This window comes from Bartonella sp. AC10YNML (assembly GCF_042196825.1).
Lineage (GTDB): Bacteria > Pseudomonadota > Alphaproteobacteria > Rhizobiales > Rhizobiaceae > Bartonella.
This window is the reverse complement of the sequence record NZ_JBHIRA010000004.1, coordinates 15,624-39,394: the sequence shown is the minus strand read 5'-3', so window position 1 is coordinate 39,394 and position 23,771 is coordinate 15,624. Positions and strand designations below refer to the sequence as shown.

The window sequence follows — 23,771 nt, the reverse complement described above, 5'->3', positions numbered from 1 at the left end:
AATACGATAAAAGCGCGTCTCCTATAAGGAATATATTTATGGAAAAAAAAGCCTTAATCGTCATTGATGTTCAAAATGACTTCTTACTTGGTGGAGCACTTGCAGTACCACAAGGTGATACTATTTTACCCGCCATCAATAATCTCATAAATCATTTTGATCACGTTATCTTAACTCAAGACTGGCATCCCAAAAACCATTGCAGCTTTGCTTCCTGCTATCCTGAAAAAAAAACCTATGATACAGTCACTCTTGACTATGGTCCTCAAATACTTTGGCCTGATCATTGTATACAAGGAACACAAGGAGCAGAGTTTCATACATCTCTTAGAGTGGAAAAGGCACAACTTATCCTTAGAAAAGGCTATAATCCAAAAATGGATAGTTATTCTGCCTTTCTTGAAAATGATCAAAAAACACCAACAGGTTTACATGTTTATCTCAAAGAACATGGTTTTACCAAGCTCATTATGTGCGGCTTAGCAACTGATTTTTGTGTCGGATTCTCTGCTCTTCACGCCATACAATACGGTTTTAAAGTCAGTGTTTCATTAAATGCTTGTGCTGGTATTGATGTAAACGGATCACTAAACACTATGCTTAAAACTATGAACGAAGCAGGTATAGAACTGTTAATGCTCTCCTAAAATATTCTTTTCTCATCTACCATTATAACATTCTGATTTATAATGAATAAATTTTTTTACCTATTTAAGAAAGGAACCCAAATATCGTAAAATTCTCTCATTTCACCCCTATTTCAATACCATTCTCTTAAAACATCATAAATAGGATTGATGTATGAATAAAAATCTTGCAAAAAAAACAGCCAAAATGCTTCTTATGAATCATTAAATGCAAGAGCAGTTATGATACTAAAAGCTGGTAAAAAGTATAGCGTAAACTTGCACCTTATATTGAAGTCAAAAAGCCTCTATACGTCAAAAGTTATCCAAAAGATTATACATTATTTACCTCATGGAGGAAAATCGCGCAAGAGTGTCAACTTTAAAACAAAAACATCAATAAGCAATAACATGGCATTTTTTGCATAAAAAGCCTCTCTCTATTCAAAGACATGCGATAAACAAAAGCGTGAGAAAACACGAATTTTTCATTACTTAGACACGCCCTGTTTATCCAATTGACAACGCTTAAAACGAATCGAAGAATACAATGCTATTCCAATAATACAGACTCCCACAAGTCCTGTTAAAACTTCAGGAACCGATATAATCGTTTGCAGATACATAATCACTGCAAGAACTAGAATTGCATAAAAAGCACCATGCTCTAAATAACGATAATGCAATAATGTTCCTGATTCAACCAACATAATTGTCATAGAACGAACGTAAAATGCTCCGATACCAAGACCTATCGCAATAATAAAAAGGTTGTGTGAAAAGGCAAAAGCACCAACCACGCCATCGAAAGAAAAACTAGCATCAAGAACTTCTAAATAAAGAAACGCCCCTACTCCCCCGTGAGCTACTGTTGTTAAAGTCTTTTGAGGAGTATCCAAGAGATGACCGACAACTTCAACACCGATAAAGGTCAAAAGTCCATAAAGTGCTGCCAATAAAAAAGTTATTTTATTTTCTGCGTCAATCTGACCTGAAACAAATAAGATCAAAATCAAAACAATTGCAATATCAATTCCAACAAGCGCCCCAAACTTTTGAGCAGGTCTCTCTATAACATTAAGCCAATGCACTTCTTTTTTAGAATCAAAAAAATATTTTAAGCCAACCATCATAAGGAAAGTTCCTCCAAAAGCGGCAATCCCCATATGTGCATCGATTAAAACTTCGGCATATCGATGTGGTTCCCATATCGCTAATTTGACTGCCGCAATGGGATTAATCCCAACAGCAACGACAACCACCAATAACGGAAAAACAATCCGCATCCCAAATACAGCTATCAAAATGCCCCATATAAGAAAACGGCGACGCCATAACGGATCCATTCTACCAAGAATACGCGCATTGATAATAGAATTATCAAAAGATAAAGAAATTTCCAAAATCCCTAAAACACAGCAAATAAAAAAATATTTAAGAAAACCAGTAATGCTTCCCGTTTCGAACCAACCAATAGCCCCTCCTAAAAAAATACCAATAATCGTGAAAAAAAAAGCACACCCAAAATAGCGTAATAGGGCCATGATCATTCCTCAAAGTTTATTTTCTAATTCAACTACAGCACACACAGTATAAATCCAAAGCTTGCATCTCTTTAAAGTTGCATCTATTAATGCAGGGGTGTATAGAATATATATGGTAAGGTTACATGAAAATTCTCTCAAAAAAAAGCAAGAGACAAATGTAGCAACAAGGAATTTTGTTTTGAAGTAAATATCAATTGTCAATACAATAAATGAAAGATTGCTTTCTATCTACGAAAATAAAAAAATAACAAGAAATTAAAGCTATAATATTGACATTATATCATAGAATATTAATACATAGTGTGCTTTTATTATTTAATGATTTATACCATGATGATTTACCGAGGGAGATAATTCGTGGCACGTCCTGAAACTGAATCAAAAACCATATTTGGAAAACGTTTACGTTATGTACGTCTTGCTTTAGGCGATCCATCACGTGAAACCTTAGCTAAAAGTTTTAGCATGACAAAAAATTCCATTGCTTTTTATGAGCGTGGAGAGAGAGAACCCAATCTTAGTGTCTTACAAACATACCGCACGTTATATGGTGTCAATATTAATTGGCTTTTAACTGGACAAGGAAAAATGTTTGACACCGAATATACAAAAGGTGATTTTGACTGGAATTATTTTATTAAAAAAATCGAGGGACTGGAAGAAACACTTTCCGATAGTGATCGTAACGAAAAACTAAATCAAGAAAAAATCGACAGTTCTTATGAAAAATTGCAGCAATATTTGTCAAGACAAGGTTTATCAAATGGTTTTAACCCTAAAACTACAACCTCTCTTATTGATATGAAAGCTAAAATGGCCAATTCTTATACCCTTAGCTTATTCATTGATTTACTCATTCGAAGCGTATCCCAAAAAGAGGTTATAGCTAATCAATAAACGTCTATTTAAAAAGAAAAACAAGAAATGATTAAACTCTACCAGTATGGAGAAAAGTGTTTTTTACTTTATCCGTGCTGGTGAAATTTTATATAATTTATAAACTTTGTTTCTATAACGACAGAAAAAATATTTGCGTTGTAAATAAAAGTATAGTGTCATTAAATTAAAAAAAATAATTTTATAGTATAAAATTCTCATTCATATCTTATTGACAATAATTTTTTTCTTGTTAAAAGAATAATAGCTCTCATAGAAATTATTTTTTAAGGTCAGAAAATTTAAGGGGCATATATTGACGACTTCCTAGAGAGACATAGATTAATGTTTACAAGCGGATTAGTTAAATATTTATCCTGAAAATTATCAGCTATTTTATGAGGTGGGAAGCATGTATTTTGAGGTGTTTCAAGGAGTTCACAATCAATGGTACTGGCGTTTAATCTCAGGAGATGCACAAAAAATTGCTTTTTCTAGTAAAGGTTACCCAACAAAACAAGATATCCTAATCAATATTGAGCAAATAAAAGAAATTACACATAAGGCTCTTATTAGAGAACTACAGTCCTAACGTTCTTTACCATTAAAACAAGCGTTTATTTTGTATAATGGTATGGTAGTTACTTTTGTGACAAATGAAAAGTGATGGATTTCCCCTCAATGAGAGAAAGTTCTTGTATTATTTCTAACACTCACAAATAACAGTCATATTCTTACAGATTATATGTTTATTTTTAATCATACTCAAATCTCTATAGCCTTTATCAAAAAGAAAATCTCTTAAGTTTTGTATTTTTCATAAAAAATAAACAAACATGAAGAGAAGATAAATCATCAATGATGAAATATATTTACTCTCCAAGATATTAATATCTTTTACGTTCATATTCCTCTTCTGTATCTGATAACCATAACTGACTTACCGATTTCATCTTCATAAAAAGCAAATATCTCTTTCTTTCTATTATCATGCAATTTTTTATACCTATTAGCTGAAACTATCGTGGCATTTATACCTTACATCTAAAAGGAACGCGCAAAATTGTTTCCAGCAATAATATAAAATTTCTGGATTGTATAAACACGCTTTTTAATAACCAGCCTACCTATAAACTAGTTTATCATCATAAATTCTTATTTTATGATCAACGACGCTCTGTCTTATAAAATTAAATGTTGTCATAAAATCAGAGTAAACCTGAATATCTCTTCCAATACAATCTCTCCATCAGCACCATAATTGGCTTCATTAAAGTTTATCTCTCTCGTCATTCCAATATTCCTAACACATTTCCAAACCCTTTAATGCAAAATATGAATACAATCACTCTTTATCATCTTCAGATTTAAGCATTTTTTTATATTTCTTTTCATTTTTTTCATATTGCTTAATTTGTTTTTTCAGTTTTTCAATTGCTTGGTCACGTCTTTTAATCACCATACTTTGCTCTCTAATAGCCCTATCTCGTTCTTCAGTCATCTTCATAGAATCTCTTAAAAACTCATGCTTTATTCTTCTAGATTCCTCTTTTAAAATTTTCACTTGACTGCGATAATATAAAGAAAACCGAAATATAACCCCGCTGCATAACAAAACAACAACCATTGCTCCCAATAAAATTTCGTTTACACTCATTTGGATCTCCCTTAATTGTCGCTCAAGTGATCATCTTGATCAATTTGTTTCATCCTCAATCAAAAAAAGAATGCAATAAACCGCATGTTCCAAGTGTGAACAGTCACTCTCGGCGTTCTTATTTTCTCCATTAAAGCATTGATAAATGACGCAAAAAAATCTCTGAAAGCGGCTAAATCTACACTCACACCAATTATTTGCGACACATTTATTGACACAAAATACAAAAAATAAGGAACGTCAAATAAAACTAACGACGCAATCCAATCATACAAGCCTTGCCCAAATCGTTCCTATCTTCCTTTTTTACGCCATGTGGAATGCGGCTATATATGAAAGTTTTTCATTATTACAAAAATCTTCAGTGTCACAAAGCACAGCATTTCTGTAAAATTTTGCCTTCCCACAAATCTTTACATCACCACAAACTAAAGCATCATTATAAACTCGAGCCTTTCTACAATCACGAGTATCACCACAAAGTTCAATACATTGAGCATTCAAAACTTGATCAAAAAAGACCGCATTAGCATAAACATATGCATCTCCACTCATATTTAAATAACGATAAAGTTCTTATTTTTCATAAACATGCGAACTCGTACGAACGACTAAACAACCATATGTTAATGCATTGTTATAAATAACAATATCATTATAAACACAGACTTCATTATAAACCGCAGCATCATAAAAACACATTCACCCCCATAAGGGCATTGATCGAATGTGCAATTCTACCAAACAACCACCTTTGTGGATCAGATTACCTTCCTGTTTAATAAAATATCCAAGATCACTTTTTTAATATTTCCCATTTTTTTACGCATATATACGATATACCATCTGATAGTGATCTAATTTATTACAATAAAGAAGAAATCAGTATTCTTTGTCTATGCAATTTACATTTTTTCTACAGCCATTATCCTATCTCTTAAGGCTCTAAAGCTTTGTTATATTCACACACTACCTCAACGCAGAATTTTTTTTACAAATTCTGATGTTGGGGTATATCTTGATTTATAATGCTGCTACGTATACTATCATAGTGAAATCTCATAAACATACGAGTGTGTATCGCCCTTTCTGGTATACACATTTACTTTTTCACAACCGTGGAACTAAGCAACCATTTTTATTGATTCGAATCTGAAAGTGTATGGGGACATTTTGTTATTAGTTAAAAACAACTCTATATGCTTCCTTAGCGAAGAGCTACACATGGATATTTTCACGCTCCTTGTATCATATATTCTGGATTCGCAACGCAATATTAACGCTATAGCGTAAATATGTAAAGGTCTAAAAATGACAAAGACTGAAAAAGATTGGTTCCAACGCTTAGTTGAATTGATAAAAAGTGACGGACGAACAATGATTGAAATAAGCAGAGCTGCAGGCTGTGGACAAAATTACGTCCAACAAATGATAAATGGAGGCAAGAGGCCTTCTGTAGATAAACTCATGGCTATTTTGAATACACTGGGAAATGCTAGTGCCATATATGTAATAACTGGTTTCAACATTTCCGATGAAGATTTAAAACTCATAACTTTGATTTCGTCTGGAGATAAAAAGAAGATTGAAGCCTTAAATGTTCTGTTGAATGAGCAGAATCTGTAGAATTTTCTACTTTATCCAATATCGCTTGCTTTTGAGACGTCGATAAAGACTCCCATTTCACAATAATATCAGATAAAGTTGTTTCAAATTTTTTATCATTCTTCATAGTCATACTCCATGTAGTCACACTATATAACGCTAAAGCGTTTAAAATATATCTCATACCTTAGAAAAAAATATTTGCAATAGGCAGTATGGAAGCAATTGTGTACAAACTTATTTTACAAAATCAGATGAAGTTCTATTAGTCATGTACCATGGTGAAACAGAAAGCATCACACGATCCAGACCTTCTTATGAAAATTGGTATAATCTATCAAAAACGCGAATAATGTTACGCAGATCTTGCGATTCGGACCAATAAAAACTAATGTGAAAATATCCCTGAAGACACTCCTGAACTCTATATAAGAGAACACGAAAGAGCTTTTTTGAAAAAAATACATCACAATTTATTCTACATAGCACTATCTATGTTTTTTTAACAATATTGCAAAGCAAGAATATAACAATGTTATAGGAATAAATTCTTATAAACAGAGCCTCACTACCTAAAACTCTGTAACACGTTTACAGGTACCCCCCCCCTCTAAACGCACCTTGTAAATACTAATATAAGTCTCTATCATAAGCAAAAATGATACTATTAAAAAATAAAACGAATCACCACGCACAATCTTTTTACGTAAATTTGATACAGATTTACAACAAGAGAGAAATTCCCTTATGCAAATGAAGAATTATATTTTCAAAGTATGACTTTGAAGAAGAAGTATACTTTTCCCAAAAAACACTCTCCCTGCCAATAATTTTTCATAAGAGAAGAAACTCATAACAAAGATCAAACTCTCCTCACAATCAATACAAGGAAGATTTTAGCAATACAAAAAAGAGCTAGGTTTATCAAAATACGATCAATCCCCGATGAGAATAAAATCAAAAAAGACCTTTGGTTCTTCAATAACAATTCGAATTACATGCTATACTTTGAGCATTAAACAGAAAATACACAAAGTCCAAAATGGTATTTTAATGAATTTTCCAATATCATAGAAAACATTTCTTACAGAATAATAAAATGCTTATTACAATAGAATCTGGATGATGCAAAGCAATAGAAACAATCACTCAATTGATTTTTCAAAGAATAATTAATAAAATTCTTTCAGAGAACACGCCACCGTCACTATGAACAATATTTCTCAAAATATCAAATAGAATTCCTTTCTTGTGAAAAAGAAAATATCAACAAATGTTATCATCGTTGCCCCCATGATACATATGAATGCCCATAGATCACATTCTCTTATACACTAACCTTTCATCACGATGATGCTATTCGAACGTCTAAAAGACATTAACATCACTTAGAAAAAAGCAAATTTACACTAAATTTTTTTTGAGCCATTTGTTCTGAACAGGTACAATCTTTAAAATTGCTTTTATTGAGGTCTATTTATTTGCAGAACAAGTATAAATAAACTTATCCAATGAAGCTTTTAGCCTTCTATTTTATGAAGAACACCATACAGAAAAATTATAAAACAGTATATGAATTAAAAAAGTAAATAGGACACATATCAGTTAATCCAAATGCTAAAAGGTTGCAAGTGAGAGAACTTCTTTGATGAAACTAAGAAAACATACCATCATATTAAAGCGACTGAGAGAAAAAACTGCAACAAACAACGACTAAAAGATTCTAAAAAAACAGGAAAATAAATAAAAAACGAAAAAGGTAGAATCTCAAAACTTTTAAGCGATCTATTTTTCTATTGGACATTTCCCTATTGGTGGGCCCGGAGGGACTCGAACCCCCAACCAAGCGGTTATGAGCCGCTGGCTCTAACCAATTGAGCTACAGGCCCTACATAGGTTGTTTCTCTCTAAACTAAAATGCCCTATGATACAAGAGCTGACAAAGATTATAACCCATCTTTTTCTCTTTTTTTCTCTTTTCTATTGGTTTTTTTTCCAGTGCTCTAATTTCTTTACAAAAACTCTCAAAAATGAGAAAGTAATAAACTGATAAATATTAAAGGAATAGATATGATAAAAAAGAAAATTCAACCACTGAAGGGGTCTCTGGTTAAAACAGCTATATTAGCATTCACACTCTTAACCACTTCATTGACTGTGCATGCTGAAGCAAACAAAATAAAAAATGCAACAATCACAGTGACTGCAACCGGAGAAAGTCAAGCAGCACCGGATATGGCCATTATTAATCTAGCCGTTGTTACCTATGACAAAACTGCCCAAAAGGCATTAGCTTCTAATAATCAATCCATCAATGATATTATAAAAGCTTTTAAAAACAATGGTATCCAAGCAAATGATTTGCAAACATCAGGCTTATCCATTTATCAGTCGACCTCTGATAACCACCACGAAAAAAAGAATAATGAAAAACTCTATCATGTTTCAAATTCTTTAACCGTGCGCATTCGTGATCTTACCAATGCTGGTAAAATCTTTGATCAAGCGATGACACTAGGTGTTAATTCAGTTAACGGCATTACTTTTACCAACGCAGATACAAAGCCATTTTATCAAGAAGCACGTAAAAAAGCCATTACTGAAGCCATTGAAAAAGCGCAAACGATAGCACAAGCTGCCGATTTAAAATTAGGAAAAATTATTGAAATCAATGAAAAGGATGATTACTACCATCCAGCACCACGTCTCATGAGTAGAGCAGCAGATGCAAGCTACGCAAATACAAATTTTGCAGGTGGTGAATTAAATTATAATGTGAGTGTCACTGTAGTCTTTGCGATCGATTAAGTCACCAACTGTTGTATAAAAAATCACATTACTGGCCTTCACGTAGAAGACCAGTAATGTGATAAAGATAATCTTCCTCAGATAATAATTCGTCTTCGTAAATCTCTATCTGTTCGCGTGCAGAAATACGCGCGATATGTACCGTCTGACAATCTCCTGATACCAATGGATGCCACCAATGAAGATCTTTTCCCTCGTAAATTAATCTATAAGCACAACTTTCTGGAAGCCAACAGGCTGTTTTAACTGTTGTAATGTCTAGCGATATACAATCTGGTACAATTGATTTACGATGAGCATAATCTCGACACCTGCAGGTTTCCCCATCTAAAAGACGACAAGCAATACTGGTTGCATAAAGGTCACCCGTATCGTCGTCCTCAACTTTATGGAGACAACAACGGCCACAGCCATCACAAAGGCTCTCCCACTCAGAAATGGAAATCTCTTCTAATTTTTTTACTTTCCAAAAGGGAAGTTCTTCACTCATAAACTCAGACACACCTTTTTAAATTAAGACGATCTATAAAAAATGAAACATTTAATTTCTATAATTTCATCTATTTTTGTCTCTTAAAAAGATTAAACTCAATGTATAGTTTAAACCATGTTCTTAAAATTCATCTGAATAAAAAGAGAATATTCAAAAAATAGCGTATATAAATGAACGTAACCTATTAAAACATCTTTTTGTAAACTTAACGAAGAATAAAATGCGTCACCTAAAATGATAGAAAAATTCCGCAAAGAATATACATTTTCATCAAAAAGTCCGTATGTTGCAATATAAGTTTATTCCTAATAGATCTCATTTCTTAAAAAACGAGCCGTGCTATACGCAAGGTAATATTTTATCGTTCATTTTTTGAAAGCCCCCCTACTCTTTACTCCATAACCACCCTTTGCCCTATATCTATTGAGAAGTATAAAGCCCCAAAGATAAGAAAAACATTAAACATCGTAAACTTTCTAGATTATTCAAATTCTTCCTATGTTTTTCTCAAAAAAGTATCCAAGTACAACATAAAGCACCTCCCCCCCTTCATTAAGAAGAAGAAGAAGGAAGCTATTAAAATGCACACGAATTCCTTTATTTAAGAATCGAGAAAACTGCGCAATTTTCGTGAACGGCTAGGATGTTTTAATTTACGAAGTGCCTTTGCTTCGATCTGACGAATACGCTCTCTTGTAACTGAAAATTGTTGTCCTACTTCTTCCAACGTGTGATCTGTATTCATCCCTATTCCAAAACGCATACGCAAAACACGCTCTTCCCGCGGTGTTAATGAAGCAAGAACGCGTGTTGTCGTATCTCGCAGATTAGCTTGGATAGCAGCATCAATTGGTAATAACGCATTCCTATCCTCAATAAAATCACCCAAATGGGAATCATCTTCATCACCAACAGGCGTTTCGAGTGAAATAGGCTCTTTTGCAATTTTAAGAACTTTTCGTACTTTTTCTAACGGCATAGAAAGCTTGCTAGACAATTCTTCTGGTGTTGGTTCTCGTCCAATTTCATGGAGAATCTGACGCGAGGTACGAACGATTTTATTAATTGTTTCAATCATATGAACAGGGATACGAATTGTACGTGCCTGATCAGCAATTGAACGTGTAATAGCCTGACGAATCCACCATGTCGCATAAGTTGAAAACTTGTAACCGCGCCGATATTCAAACTTATCCACAGCCTTCATCAAACCGATATTGCCCTCTTGAATAAGATCAAGAAACTGCAAACCACGATTGGTGTATTTTTTTGCAATTGAAATGACAAGACGCAAATTAGATTCTACCATCTCTTTTTTCGCAATTGTTGATTCGCGTTCACCTTTCTGCACCTGCATAACAATCCGACGAAATTCACCAATCGAAATAGCCGTTTCTTGCGCAAGATTTTGTATCTCACTTCGCAGTTTATGGATTTCTTTTGCTTCACGCACCGAAAACTCTTTCCAACCAGGTGTAGGCAAAGCAGCAATATAATTCATCCAATCCGCGTCCAATTCACGCCCTTGGTATTCTTTTAAAAAATCCTCATGGCCAATGCCATAGCTATTGGCAATCCGTTTCAGCTTACCTTCATTATGAATCAATCTCTTATTAATGTCATAAAGCTGTTCAACTAAAGCTTCGATACGATTTTGGTTTAAAGAAAGAGATTTTACTGCTTGAATCAACTCACCCTTTAATTGAATATATTTCTTCTTCTGAGAAGATGTAAGTGCCCCCTCTTTACGCTCTGCCAAACTGCTTTCAACATGCTGATCTTGTAATTTTCGTAATTTTACATAGGTTTGAGCAATAAAATCCAATGTTTCCATAACTTGAGGACAAAGTTCATTTTCCATTGCAGCAAGCGATAAGTTAACATCGTCCTCGTCTTCTTCATCATCGTCTTCAATGTTTCTCTCTCCTGCGCTCTCCCCCATATTACGTATACCAGAAGACATTTTTTCTTCTACTGTCTTATCAACTTCACTTCGCTCAATAACAGGAGCCTGCTTTGCTTCTGGACCAGCATAAGTCGTTTCAAGATCAATAATTTCACGAAGAAGAATACGCTGCTCTTTTAACTCGTCACGCCAGATAATAAGAGCCTGAAAAGTCAAAGGACTCTCACAAAGTCCCGCAATCATTGTCTCACGGCCTGCTTCAATACGCTTAGCAATGGCAATTTCGCCTTCCCGCGAAAGAAGCTCAACAGCTCCCATCTCACGCAAATACATACGCACCGGATCATCGGTGCGATCTGTTACTTCGCGTTTATTCGTTGTCGTTGCAATTGCGTGGCTAGAGGCTTCTACTAAATCCCCCCCCTCTACCGTAACTTCTTCTTCATAATTTTCAGACTCAACTTCATCCTCATCATCCACAACATTAACCCCCATCTCAGAGAACATCGCCAAGATATCTTCAATTTGTTCGGATGTAACCTCGTCAGAAGGAAGAACTGCATTGAGTTCATCCATCGTTACGTAACCATTTTTTTTGGCAAGTTTAATCATTTTCTTGATGGCATCATCAGAAAAATCAAGAAGAGGGCCATCTAAACTCGCTTGGCTTTTTACTTCTGCATTATCTTTCTGTTTAACCTTTGTTGCCATACCATAACTCCACTCGATCACGCCATAGTTTCTATGTGACCAGCTTTTTTGTTCTCACTTCAATCACCCAATAGTTTCTTATATATATTTCTTAAGAGATTACTATTAGAAAGAATACATTTTGTATACACCTTGTCATTCAGCCAAAAACGCGGGAAAACTCCAGAAGTTTCCCCGACACCTCTCAGTCCTTCTGAGATAATCTCTGTACCCTATCGTAAGAACCAATTTCCCGCTTTTCCTAAAATTTGCCCGCTTTTCCTAAAATTTAATTGTCATCTTTATAAGAATGTCACTCCACATAAACTTCCTCATCTAAAATTTAAGTGACTGATTCGCATTAAAAAAGCGAATCATTTTATCGTATCTTGTGTATTCCCGTCTATTTTTTCATCCAACCAACTTCCAAATCCTTCAATTAACGCTTCTGTTGCCTGCATCTGCTCCAGCTCATTTTTTACCTCACGAAGCAGATCAAAAACCTCACTCTTAGGATTTTCTACAAGTTGCTCTTCAATATCCTGTAACCTCTTATGTAGGTGGTGTTCTTGAAGATGCAAGTAGACAGCTTGTTTTAATATAGCACGTGCATCTTCTATAGGAGATCCACCAAGAATAATACGCATACCAATATTTTGCACAAGATATTTCATACGCTCTAACAGAGCCTTTTGTCCTCTTTTTTCTAAGAATGCAACCATCGTCTCTTTATCATGAAGCTGTTGGTCCCCAAGAATTTCCAACATGGCTTGATGAAAAATTATCAATTGAGTATTTTTTAATTCTAACTCAGAAAGAATTTCAAAATTTTCATACCACAACTCAGGATAGTAAGCTAAAGTAAGTAAAATCACTGCTTCACGCAAAGGGATAGATTGCGAAGAATTTCGTACTATTTCAGAATTTGCTAACAGAGAAAAGGTTTGATCTTTAAAGGTCCTATTTGGTGAAGATTGACCATATCGCCCTTCCCCCTTTTGTTTTGAAAAAGAGGGACGAAAAAAATCAAAAAGGCGTTTTTTTATATCTTGCAAATAATAACGACGGACATCTTCATCCTTAATCGTAAAAATTTGTTGTTTTAGTTGTTTTTCTAGCGCTGCTCGTGCCTCTGGAATTTCAAAATGCTTTCCATAGGTAGCACGCCACCATAAAAGCTCACTCAAAGGAATAGCTTTTTGCAAAAAAGAAGAAAAAAGCTGTGCTCCACCAGCACAAACAATTTCATCAGGATCTTTCCCTTGTGGCAACAAAACAAAGCGTACACAAACCCCAGCCTTTAAAAGAGGCAACACACGATCAGCAACACGAAAAGCAGCTTTTAAACCCGCATCATCACCATCAAAACACAAAATAGGCTCCTTCCCCATCTGCCATAAAAGCTCAATTTGCGCTTCCGTTAATGCTGTCCCTAAGGGTGCTACAACTCCTTCAAAACCAGCTTTAGTTAATGCAATAACATCCATATACCCCTCAACAACAAGGAGTGAATGAATTTTCTCATCGCCAACAAAGCGACTATTTTTGCGAGCTGCTGCCGCGTTATAAAGTATATTTCCTTTATGAAACAGCACTGTTTCAGGGCTATTGAGATATTTTGCTCGTGTATCTTTCTCTAATGCACGCCCTCCGAAAGCCACCACACGTCCGCGCAAATCTTCGATAGGAAACATAATGCGATTTCTAAATCGGTCATAAGAATCCGCGCTCTCCTCATGCACTGAGAGAAGCCCACATTCTTCCATTTGCTTTATTGAAATGCCCTGTGCACTCAAAGCTTCTTTCAAAGCTGTACGCCTTACCGGTGCAAAACCAATGCGGAAACGCTCTACAAGCTCTGGTGTAACACCACGTGCATCCAGATAACGACGTGCTTGCATACCTCCTTTATCGCGTAAATTATATTGAAAAAAATCTGTAGCAATTTTCATCACATCATAAAGGTCAGTTTTTTCCAGTTGACGCTGATGACTTTGTGAATCCAAAATAGGGAGTTTCATTCCCGCAAAATCAGCCAAACGCTCTACACTTTCTGAAAAGTGCAGTCCATCAAGCTCACACAAAAAGGTAAAAATATCTCCACTTACACCACAACCAAAACAATAATAGCGCCCTTTATGATCATCACAATGAAAACTTGGCGTTTTTTCACCATGAAATGGACAACAACACCAAAAGTCTCCCCGTGAAGGCTTACTTTTTCGAGGATCAAAATCCACCCGTTGACCAATTACTGTTGAAATTGGGAGTCTCGTACGCAGTTCATTAAGGAAATCGGGCGGAAAACGCATTATCTCTCACAGAGTTTAAAAATTCTTTTTTGCATATTTAACGACTTTAGAGCATAATTCCAATACTTCCTCTTAAGCAGTTGTAAAATTTTAAACCCTCAACTGCATATATTTTTAGAAATGGAGAATAAAAAGTGATCGAATTTATTGCTCAATATCCGTGGTTAGAGGCTATTTCTTGGCTTGTTATTCTTACTATAGCTGCCCTTTTAGTGAACTTTCTAGGACGAAAATTACTTATTCACGGAGCAAAAAAACTCTCTTCTTTTCTCCCAAAAAATACAACGATCGATATTAATAATGCTATTCAATACATAGCGGATATCATTTCAGCTTTTATTCTTTCAATTGGTGTTAATTTTATCTCAACATTGCCCGATGCATTTAGCACTGTCATCGGTAATGTTGCCAACGCCTTCATTATCTTCTTTGTCGTCCTGACAATTTCTTCCTGTCTCAATGTCATTAACATCCTTTACGAACAACGACCAACAGCACGACTAAAACCAATAAAAGGTTATATTCAAATTGCTAAAATTGCACTTTTTGCTGTTGCAACAATTTTAATGGTCGCTACATTAATTGACCGCTCCCCTCTTATTCTCTTCTCCGGTCTTGGTGCAATGGCCGCGGTTCTCATGTTAATTTTTCAAGATACGCTTCTTTCTCTCGTTGCCGGTATTCAAATTTCATCCACTGATATGGTGCGTGTTGGGGATTGGATTGAAATCCCCAACCTCGGTGCCGATGGTGATGTTATTGAAATTGCCTTGCATACTGTTAAAGTTCAAAATTTCGACAACACCATCACCTCAGTTCCTATCCGTAAACTTGTGACCGACCCTTTTAAAAATTGGCGTGGAATGCAAGAATCGGGTGGAAGACGCATCAAACGCTCTCTTTTTATTGATCAATCAAGTATCCATTTTCTCACAAAAGAAGAACAAAAATATCTTTCCCGATTTAATTTATTAGAAAATTATTTCACGCAAAAAGTAGCAGAAATTGATCAATGGAATGCTCAATTAGATAAAAATCATGATGTCTTAGCCAATACACGCCGTTTAACCAACATTGGAACTTTTCGTGCTTATGTTTTTGCTTATCTACAACAGCATCTAAACATCAATCCTAATATGACCCTCATGGCACGACAATTACCTCCTACAGAAAATGGTTTACCTTTAGAAATCTATTGCTTTACGAACACCACCGTTTGGATAGACTATGAACAAATTCAAGGCGATATCTTTGATCACCTTTATTCCATTCTGCCCTGTTTCGGTCTAAAGGTTTTTCAAAATCCAAGCGGTTATGATTTTAATCAAGTATTAAAAGCAAAAGTAAAATAAAAACAATAAACTTCAATTTATTAATTTGAGGCAACCGCATTCACAACAACAAAGAAAGAATAAAGTATCATGAATGGTTCATTGGTACTCCTTCATCTTGCCGGCGCTATTTCTTTACTTCTCTGGGCCACACGCATGGTGCGCACAGGAGTTGAACGCGCCTATGGTGACAGACTTAAATATAAAATGTGCCACGTCGTTTCAAAACCATTGTTTGCCGTAAGTTTTGGGCTTTTTACAGCAATGATTTTACAAAGCTCTACAGCAATAACACTCCTCGTTGGCTCTTTCGTTGAATCTGGTTTTGTCTCTGGAGTAGCAGGACTTATGGCTGTACGCGGAGGAGAATTAGGATCAGCAATCGTTGTAAAAATCCTAACCTATGATCTCACACTTGTGGTGCCCCTTTGTCTTTTAATTGGCACTTGTATCTTCATGACAACAGAAAAACGTGAATGGCGTCAAATAGGACGTATTATCATCGGTATTGGTCTTTTGATTTTATCTTTAGAAATGATAAGTACAGCGACAGAGCCTTTACGTGAAAGCGAAATTTTGCCTAGCATCATTCGTTATCTTTCAACCGATCCTGTTTCCACTTTTTTGTTGGCTGCTGGCTTAACCTACCTCTTACATTCATCTATTGCAGGAATCATTTTGCTGGTCAATTTTGCCAATTACGATCTTATCCATACGCAACTCTGTGTTGTCATGGTTCTTGGTGTCAACTTTGGCTCTTCTCTTATAGCACCACTTTTAACGCGCAACGCCTCTCCTAATACTCGCCTCGTTCCCTTAGGAAATTTACTCATGCGTGGAGCAGGGTCAATCCTTATACTTATCTTATTTCTCTCCTTTCAACCACCCATCACATGGCTTGGCAATAACGCCCCTACTCAAGTGATTAATGCCCATATCATTTTTAATGTTTTCATTCTCCTTGCTGGAATACCTCTTTCAAAGTGGGTTTTAAAATTAACCACTCAGATCGTGAATATAAGTGCAAAAAAAACGCAAACCGATAAAACGCTCAATTTATCCGATCAAACAGCTCTTGATGATAGTGTTCTTGAACGCCCAACTCTCGCCCTCTCGAATGTCATGCGTGAAGTCATTCATATTTGTGATCTTGTAGACATCATGCTAGAAAAAATTATGGGACTTTATGAAAAGCCTGATCCCAATATTATTCGTGAACTCAACCAACTCAACACCATATTGGACAAAAAACATATCGCCATCAAACTTTATCTTGCACGATTAGCGGGACAAAAATTATCTGACGAAGAAGCTCTTCAAACGCAAGAACTTCTAGGTGCCTGTATAAAATTAGACCAAGCAGGCGATATCATTATTCACAATATGTTGATGCTGGTTAAAAAGAAACAACAAAAAGGTTTACAGTTCAGCAGCGAGGGCTGGAGTGACCTCCTTCGTTTCCACGCCATTGTACTAGCCAACGCGCATATAGCATTTAACGTTCTCGTCTCACGTGATACACACACTGCACACCTATTGGTACAAAAAAAAGATCAACTACGAAACTTAGAAAAAGAGATGAGTTTAAAACATTTTAAACGTCTGCGTGAAGGGGATCTCAAAAATGTAGAATCATCCAGTCTTCATCTTGACACTGTGCGCGACCTCAAACAAATCAACTCTCTTTTGACCTCAATGATCTACCCCATTTTAGAAGAACAGGGACTTCTTCAAAGTTCTCGTCTACGCAACCCTGTTGAAGAACAAACAGAAAAATCTTAAAATTTTAAAATAACTTGAATAAGAAATGCATCTCATCTATCATTAAATTTTGAACATTCAAATACCTTGATCAAAATATCAATTTAGTAAAAATATTTTATCTATTTGACATTTTAAATGAATTTTCTTCATCGTAAATTTCTTCCATTTAAAATCTACTCATGATGAATTCCTCAAAGTCATTTGCTTGCACATTACAAACAAAGTGGCATATAGAATAGAACTCTTGAAGAAAGACGTCAAAATACCTAACCATCTCAAAGCCAAAACTGTTCAAAACATAAAGAGATGGTCAAGAGCATGACAGTTGCAATCTAAACCCACCTTGTAAAAAGGGAACCGCTTCACAGTAGCAACGAAACAGAAATACTCTATAAGGAATACAAAACCCCACAAAAATGCAATGTTTATATCAAGATTGGTAGAGGTTCAACCTATACAGCCACGCTATAACCTGTCAACGAAACAGTTTTCATTTTAAACATCATTGATATCAATTGGCAAGCTCCAAACTTTTAAATATCCATTTTACTTATTACTTTAATCACAATTGTCTTTTAAATGTAAAAGAGAGCTTAAAAAGCTTATAAATACACTTTATGAATTCTTAAAACATTTTCACTAATATTTTCTTCTTTTATTCATATTTCTCAATTAATTAATTTGTTTATAAATTAAAATGTATTATATAATTTATACTTATTAAGTATTATATATAATATAAATGTGAGTATTATTTTAATATAAAGGAAATTAATAAGTAAAATCTCTAACAGAAATATCCTTTCCACTGGGTAAAAAAAGAATAAACCTTGATTTTTACAAAGTTTACTCTAGTTACAATTTAAATTCAGGCAAAGGAGGGTATCATGGAAAATGCAAACATCGGTTGGATTGCAGCTATTATTATCGGCGGGATTGCAGGTTGGGCTGCACAATATATTATGAAAAGCCAAACAGGAATATTATTAAATATTATCTTAGGGATTATTGGCGCTGCGCTAGCGAGCTTTCTTTTTAGTCTTTTAGGTGTAAGTTTTGCTGGTTGGCTTGGCTATCTTATTTCAGGTTTTATAGGAGCCTGTATTCTTATATGGATAGGAGAAAAAATTCGATCATAGAGTATCTATTTTTACACTTTTGGGGATTCAATACAAAACTAGGAAACAACTAGCAGAGTTTGAAATATTCCCTTGTAACTTGTTGTTACCAATTTTGATATGATGGTGAGATGCTTAAGCTGCGATTTTAGGCATACACCATCACCGTATTATAAAACCAAATGCAGTAAAGAACTTTATAACGCACCATTTCATACCTATATAAACTTACGCATATCAGGAAAGATATGTTGCGTTACTTTAACGAAATACGAACTTATTTTTGTACCACGTGCGCAAATCCAGCTTATCTCACTGTAATAACAATTCATAAGGTTACAAAAATCACTAACGATGATTAAAGATTCTACCGTATAATGCTTAATACCTATACACTTTATCAACAATACCCTTTTTACCGAAAAACTCGAAGAGCTTTTTTGCATCTTAAGAAATAAAGAGAGATGGCAAGAACAAAATGATAAAGAAATTTTTCCTAATCTGTGAAATAAAATAGTATCTAAAATAAATATAACACTTAAATTATGATTTGTTTTTAATTTATTTTTAATAATAAAAATATATAAGTAAACATGAATAATATTAATATAACTTTATTATAGAATTACTACATATTATGTGATGTAATATTTCAAAATTTTAACAATATAATATATTTTAAATTTTATAAAAATATATGCATTAATATAAACTTCTTTATTATAAAGAATACGATCACCTTTACATCTCAATTCAAAAGATTTGAATATCTCTTCACTTTCTAAAGTATAAAATAAAGTTTTGTTCCTCTTAAAACTTCCTCTTTATATCATCTTGCATAGATGAATTTTTAGCTCTTCTTTATATGTGTTACAAACGAATTTTAAAGCACGAAACATTTTTCCCATTGCTCTCATGCGATAAAGAAATTTCCGTAACACATTGTGAAAGCGCCTTGAACAAAACATAATACTTTATTTTACTTTTTTAAATGAAAATAATCCTATAATATATACTTCCTGCATATCTTCTTTTAAAGACCTTTGCTTTCGATTTTCCCTTTGATATCTTCCTGTTAAAATCTTGCTGCTTTTATACTCCTTGTATTACAATAGAGCTATCTATTTAACCCAACATAACATATGGAATAAGACTTTAGCTGTGGAGTAAAACGATGTCTTATCTTGAAGATTCCATCTTACCACCTCTAAAGTGGTTTTCTGATCAAAGTCCTCCAATACCAGAAAACGTTCGCAATTGGCTCATGGAATCGGGCTCAATGACGCTTCGATTAAAGAAATATTGTACCTGCCTCCAAGTTCAACCACAACGCGAATGTTTTATTACGCGAGATAAATTAACAGAAGAAGCAGAGCATATCCCCGAAAGTGCGCGTTATTGGCTACGTGAAGTCATATTAATGGGAGATAATAAACCTTGGCTCCTTGGACGCACTGTAATTCCACAAGAAACCCTCCTACACAATCAAGCCTTAATGCATTTGGGAACTGTACCTCTAGGACATTATTTATTTAACAATGACAAATTAACCCGCGATTACATTCATATTGGTCAACAAGGTGCGCTATGGGCACGTCGTTCCCGCTTGCGGTTAACGGATAAGCCATTGTTGCTAACTGAACTATTTTTAACAGATTCACCACTGTATCCCCACAAATAGAGGTTACTCATTTGATTCTGCATAATTTATAGATTTTATATAGCTTATAAGGGATTTAATCAGAGAAAAGAATTTCAAAATTATCTCAAGAACACATTACAAACAAAGGCTTCTTTTCAAAAGATCTTTTTATTTCATAAACTCAACTTAAAAATCTCTTCCCTAGAAAAAACGTTTTAAAGTTTTGATTTTCTTATCATTAAAACCAGTACTTGAATTAAAAAGATACACACCATATTGATAAAACCATCTATATTTAAATTTCTTGCTGAATAATCACCACTCTAAAATACGGAAACTCTTTATCAAAAAAATGCTTTGAAACAGCAAAAAAGACAATAATACACTCTCCAAAATTGGAAATCTGTATCAATTAGCTTAATCATCCTATTTTGAAATTTTTAACAGTGCTGACAATAGATCTTTTTAAAAAAGTAAAAACTCTATAATATTTTTGTTTTTTAATGGTCTAACAGCTTTGAAAAACAGAAAATATAATACATAAAAGATGTTTCATTGCTCTATGAGAGCCTAAAAAGTTTAGTTGATATCAAAAAGTTATTTTTTTGATAATAGTATGTGTGTACAAAATAAATGAAATTTATTAACATCCTACTAACTTACAAAGGCGACGCACAATAAAAAATATTTTCCAATCCCCTTGAATTAACAAGATCTATTGCAATTTCTTACGAAGACTATTGCACACTTTAGAAAAATTCATTTGCCCCGCATACCGTTCCTTAAGCCATGCCATCACCTTACCGATATCGCGTAATTTTTCAGCCTTTGTTTGTGCCAAAGCTTCACAAAGAACTTGTTCTACTTCCATCTCCTTAAGTTGATAGGGAAGAAATTCACGAATAACTTCTATTTCTGCTTGTCCTCTCTCTGCCAATTCCAAGCAACCAGACTCTTTATAGGCTCGCATCAATTCTTCACGCTGTTGAAGCATTTTAGTGAAAACAGACTGTATCTGCTGATCATCCACTTCTAGCTTCCCTTCATCATAATAAAGGATATCACGATCCCTAACTGCAGCATTCATTAAACGAAGTGTAGCAAGACGCGCACTATCTTGCGCTTTCAAAGCAGCCCTAAGAGCCCCATCAATCTGGTTACGCAACATAAGTTTATCCAATTTTGTTCAAGAAGAAGATGCCTTTTAACCAATCTTTATCCATCTTGCAATGGAGGATAAAAAAATAATTAAGGACTCGATCTTCGAAAAGCTAAAACAAGACTTTACCTCTTCATTGAATGTACTTATACTGCCTACTTCAAGCGAAACGTTACCAGAATAATATACACAGCATCTGTTAAAGGTATGATTTTTGTGTAAAGTTGATCATTATACCTTTCAGGGAATAAATTGTGGATACATACTATGATACAAACAACTTCACCCAGCCACCCTTGGAGTATCAAAAAACCTACAGCCCTCTTAGTCTTAGCAGATGGAACCATTATTGAAGGTAAAGGAGCAGGTGCTACAGGTATCGCTGAAGCTGAAGTGTGTTTTAACACCGCCATCACAGGCTATGAAGAAATCCTCACCGACCCGTCATACACACAACAAATCGTTAATTTTACTTTTCCTCATATAGGAAATGTAGGGGCAAATAGCGAAGATATTGAAGATCTCTCTCCTCTCAATTGTCATGGTGCTGTTGGCGCTATTTTCAAGGCAGACATTACAAATCCCTCAAATTACCGTGCCAATGAAAATCTTAATCAATGGCTTAAAACGCGTAAAATTATTGCACTTTGTGGTATTGACACACGTGCGCTCACAATTCTTATTCGTGAAAAAGGTGCACAAAATGCTGTCATTGCACATGATGCTAATGGAAATTTTGATATTCCTTCTTTAAAGAGGCGTGCGCAAAAATGGCATGGTCTCGTCAATCTTGACCTTACGAAAGATGTGACATCTCAATCATCAATGCAATGGGATGAAAAAACATGGAGTTGGAATAAAGGATACGGTACAAACAATGTGCACAATCTTCATATCATTGCCATTGACTATGGTATTAAACGCAATATTCTTCGCCTTATGGCAACACAAAAAGCCCGCATTACTGTTGTACCTGCCCACACAACTGCAAAAGAAATTCTGGCAATGAACCCTGATGGCGTTTTTCTTTCTAATGGACCAGGAGACCCCGCAGCTACGGCTCAATATGCCGTTCCAACAATCAAAACATTAATTGATCATAATTTACCAGTTTTTGGAATATGTCTTGGTCATCAACTTCTCGCTCTTACGGTTGGTGCAAAGACCGTGAAAATGCACCAAGGACATCATGGTGCCAACCACCCAGTTAAAGACCTTAACACTGGAAAAGTTGAGATTGTATCGATGAATCACGGTTTTGCCGTAGATTCTACCTCTTTACCACAACATGTTCAAGAAACACATATTTCTCTCTTTGATGGTTCAAACTGTGGTATTCGAATCATTGGAAAACCTGTTTTTTCTGTTCAATACCACCCCGAAGCTTCTCCGGGACCACAAGATAGCCACTACCTCTTTCAGCATTTTAGTGATCTCATTATGAATTATAAAAAAATATCTTAAAATAAAAAGCCTCACCTTTTAGCTTCTCTCCTTTAAATTATATTATCTTCCTACGCACAATTATATTATTTTTATACCTACAACTTATTGAATAAATATTCTTATTTATCATTCTGAAACTAAAAAGAGCGCACTGAATAGCTTAAATTTTTCTCATTCCTCTTCTCTTAAGGTCGTATCCATCAAAATCATTGGCTTTTCCCCCCCCAAGCAAGATAAGTGTGTCGATAAAAACTATTTTTAAAAAGAGTAAAGTGTCTAACCTTCAAATAAATATTGGATTCACAATACAATTTTAAGAATTATATTGTGCATGAGAAGTATAATTCCTACTAAAGAATAAAAAAATTAAATTGTGAGGCAATGCAACAAATCTCTACTTTTTAAAAGATATTGCCGTAGATGGTTTTGAAAACTGTAAAGCCGAATAAAAAAGTAATAGCAAAACAGAAAAAATCTTTTCAATTTTACAACTTTATATTCTTCCAAAATGAGGTTTTCTTTTGATTTTAGAAGTAATGCCAACAAATATAAGCAATATTTTACTTCCAATTTGCCCTATAAAATTTGGAATTGTTCATACAATACTGATACATCTAACTCAGATACATTTTAATCTTTGTTTTCAATATGCTGCTGCATTAGCACTGAATATTAATTTGCAAGCAATAGAAAAAATACGGGCTCCCCTATACAAACAATATGACAAAATAAAAAAAACTATTTTCACTAAATGAAAAGGATATATCGATATTTTATACAACACTTTGTGA

At 34.5% G+C, this 23,771-nt stretch carries 18 protein-coding genes and 1 tRNA gene; 10 read left to right on the top strand and 9 right to left on the bottom strand.

The features are described 5' to 3' along the window. The first annotated feature begins 38 nt into the window (after nt 1–38). Nucleotides 39–647 carry a bifunctional nicotinamidase/pyrazinamidase gene (gene pncA, locus ACFINA_RS03400; RefSeq protein ID WP_375606953.1) on the top strand — a complete coding sequence of 203 codons (609 nt, stop codon included), beginning with the start codon at nt 39–41 and terminating at the stop codon, nt 645–647. Between the two features lie 470 nt (nt 648–1,117). Here the strand turns inward: pncA and ACFINA_RS03395 are convergent, their stop codons facing one another. Further along, nucleotides 1,118–2,170, bottom strand: coding sequence for a DUF475 domain-containing protein (locus ACFINA_RS03395; protein ID WP_375606951.1), 1,053 nt, complete (start codon nt 2,168–2,170; stop codon nt 1,118–1,120). Nucleotides 2,171–2,530: 360 nt separating this feature from the next. Between ACFINA_RS03395 and ACFINA_RS03390 the strand changes: the two genes are divergently transcribed. Next, nucleotides 2,531–3,070 (top strand): helix-turn-helix domain-containing protein, encoded by a 540-nt coding sequence (locus ACFINA_RS03390; protein WP_375606950.1) that lies wholly within the window; start codon nt 2,531–2,533, stop codon nt 3,068–3,070. 391 nt (nt 3,071–3,461) lie between these two features. Beyond that, entirely contained in the window at nt 3,462–3,641 is a 180-nt protein-coding gene (locus ACFINA_RS03385; protein ID WP_142416545.1) for a DUF1508 domain-containing protein, read from the top strand. Nucleotides 3,642–4,394: 753 nt separating this feature from the next. Here ACFINA_RS03385 and ACFINA_RS03380 read toward each other — a convergent pair. Together ACFINA_RS03380 and ACFINA_RS03375 are read right to left on the bottom strand one after the other, a co-directional pair. Further along, nucleotides 4,395–4,706, bottom strand: coding sequence for a hypothetical protein (locus ACFINA_RS03380; RefSeq protein WP_273790799.1), 312 nt, complete (start codon nt 4,704–4,706; stop codon nt 4,395–4,397). A gap of 576 nt (nt 4,707–5,282) precedes the next feature. Further along, nucleotides 5,283–5,408 carry a hypothetical protein gene (locus tag ACFINA_RS03375; RefSeq protein ID WP_375606949.1) on the bottom strand — a complete coding sequence of 42 codons (126 nt, stop codon included), beginning with the start codon at nt 5,406–5,408 and terminating at the stop codon, nt 5,283–5,285. Between the two features lie 609 nt (nt 5,409–6,017). On the opposite strand from ACFINA_RS03375, the gene ACFINA_RS03370 reads away from it, so the two are divergent. Further along, a complete protein-coding gene (locus ACFINA_RS03370; RefSeq protein ID WP_007347852.1) occupies nt 6,018–6,332 on the top strand; it encodes a helix-turn-helix domain-containing protein in 315 nt (104 codons plus the stop codon). Here ACFINA_RS03370 and ACFINA_RS03365 read toward each other — a convergent pair. Both ACFINA_RS03365 and ACFINA_RS03360 read right to left on the bottom strand, forming a co-directional pair. After that, nucleotides 6,256–6,438, bottom strand: coding sequence for a hypothetical protein (locus ACFINA_RS03365; protein ID WP_273790801.1), 183 nt, complete (start codon nt 6,436–6,438; stop codon nt 6,256–6,258). The two genes, ACFINA_RS03370 and ACFINA_RS03365, sit on opposite strands and share 77 nt — an antisense overlap. A gap of 1,685 nt (nt 6,439–8,123) precedes the next feature. Further along, a tRNA-Ile gene (locus tag ACFINA_RS03360) sits at nt 8,124–8,200 on the bottom strand. A gap of 181 nt (nt 8,201–8,381) precedes the next feature. Between ACFINA_RS03360 and ACFINA_RS03355 the strand changes: the two genes are divergently transcribed. After that, nucleotides 8,382–9,119, top strand: a complete 738-nt coding sequence (locus ACFINA_RS03355) for an SIMPL domain-containing protein (RefSeq protein WP_375606948.1) — start codon at nt 8,382–8,384, stop codon at nt 9,117–9,119. 28 nt (nt 9,120–9,147) lie between these two features. Here the strand turns inward: ACFINA_RS03355 and ACFINA_RS03350 are convergent, their stop codons facing one another. From ACFINA_RS03350 to dnaG, 3 genes are all read right to left on the bottom strand, one after another. Continuing rightward, on the bottom strand, nt 9,148–9,609 hold the full coding sequence (locus ACFINA_RS03350; protein ID WP_375606947.1) for a YcgN family cysteine cluster protein: 462 nt from the start codon (nt 9,607–9,609) through the stop codon (nt 9,148–9,150). A 604-nt stretch (nt 9,610–10,213) separates the two neighbouring features. Next, on the bottom strand, nt 10,214–12,229 hold the full coding sequence (rpoD, locus tag ACFINA_RS03345) for an RNA polymerase sigma factor RpoD (RefSeq protein WP_375606946.1): 2,016 nt from the start codon (nt 12,227–12,229) through the stop codon (nt 10,214–10,216). Nucleotides 12,230–12,582: 353 nt separating this feature from the next. Further along, complete coding sequence (gene dnaG, locus ACFINA_RS03340; RefSeq protein ID WP_375614606.1) at nt 12,583–14,520, bottom strand: DNA primase; 1,938 nt, start codon at nt 14,518–14,520, stop codon at nt 12,583–12,585. A gap of 134 nt (nt 14,521–14,654) precedes the next feature. Between dnaG and ACFINA_RS03335 the strand changes: the two genes are divergently transcribed. From ACFINA_RS03335 to ubiC, 4 genes are all read left to right on the top strand, one after another. After that, a complete protein-coding gene (locus ACFINA_RS03335; RefSeq protein ID WP_375606944.1) occupies nt 14,655–15,872 on the top strand; it encodes a mechanosensitive ion channel family protein in 1,218 nt (405 codons plus the stop codon). A gap of 69 nt (nt 15,873–15,941) precedes the next feature. Next, nucleotides 15,942–17,633, top strand: coding sequence for a Na/Pi cotransporter family protein (locus ACFINA_RS03330; RefSeq protein WP_375608216.1), 1,692 nt, complete (start codon nt 15,942–15,944; stop codon nt 17,631–17,633). Nucleotides 17,634–18,502: 869 nt separating this feature from the next. Further along, nucleotides 18,503–18,754: a GlsB/YeaQ/YmgE family stress response membrane protein gene (locus tag ACFINA_RS03325; RefSeq protein WP_375606942.1), complete on the top strand. Its 252-nt coding sequence runs from the start codon at nt 18,503–18,505 to the stop codon at nt 18,752–18,754. A 1,153-nt stretch (nt 18,755–19,907) separates the two neighbouring features. After that, on the top strand, nt 19,908–20,414 hold the full coding sequence (gene ubiC / locus ACFINA_RS03320; RefSeq protein WP_375606941.1) for a chorismate lyase: 507 nt from the start codon (nt 19,908–19,910) through the stop codon (nt 20,412–20,414). Nucleotides 20,415–21,090: 676 nt separating this feature from the next. Here ubiC and ACFINA_RS03315 read toward each other — a convergent pair. Further along, on the bottom strand, nt 21,091–21,543 hold the full coding sequence (locus ACFINA_RS03315) for a GatB/YqeY domain-containing protein (protein WP_375609255.1): 453 nt from the start codon (nt 21,541–21,543) through the stop codon (nt 21,091–21,093). Nucleotides 21,544–21,801: 258 nt separating this feature from the next. Between ACFINA_RS03315 and carA the strand changes: the two genes are divergently transcribed. Then, complete coding sequence (carA, locus tag ACFINA_RS03310; RefSeq protein WP_375615070.1) at nt 21,802–22,998, top strand: glutamine-hydrolyzing carbamoyl-phosphate synthase small subunit; 1,197 nt, start codon at nt 21,802–21,804, stop codon at nt 22,996–22,998. The last annotated feature ends 773 nt before the right edge of the window (nt 22,999–23,771 follow it).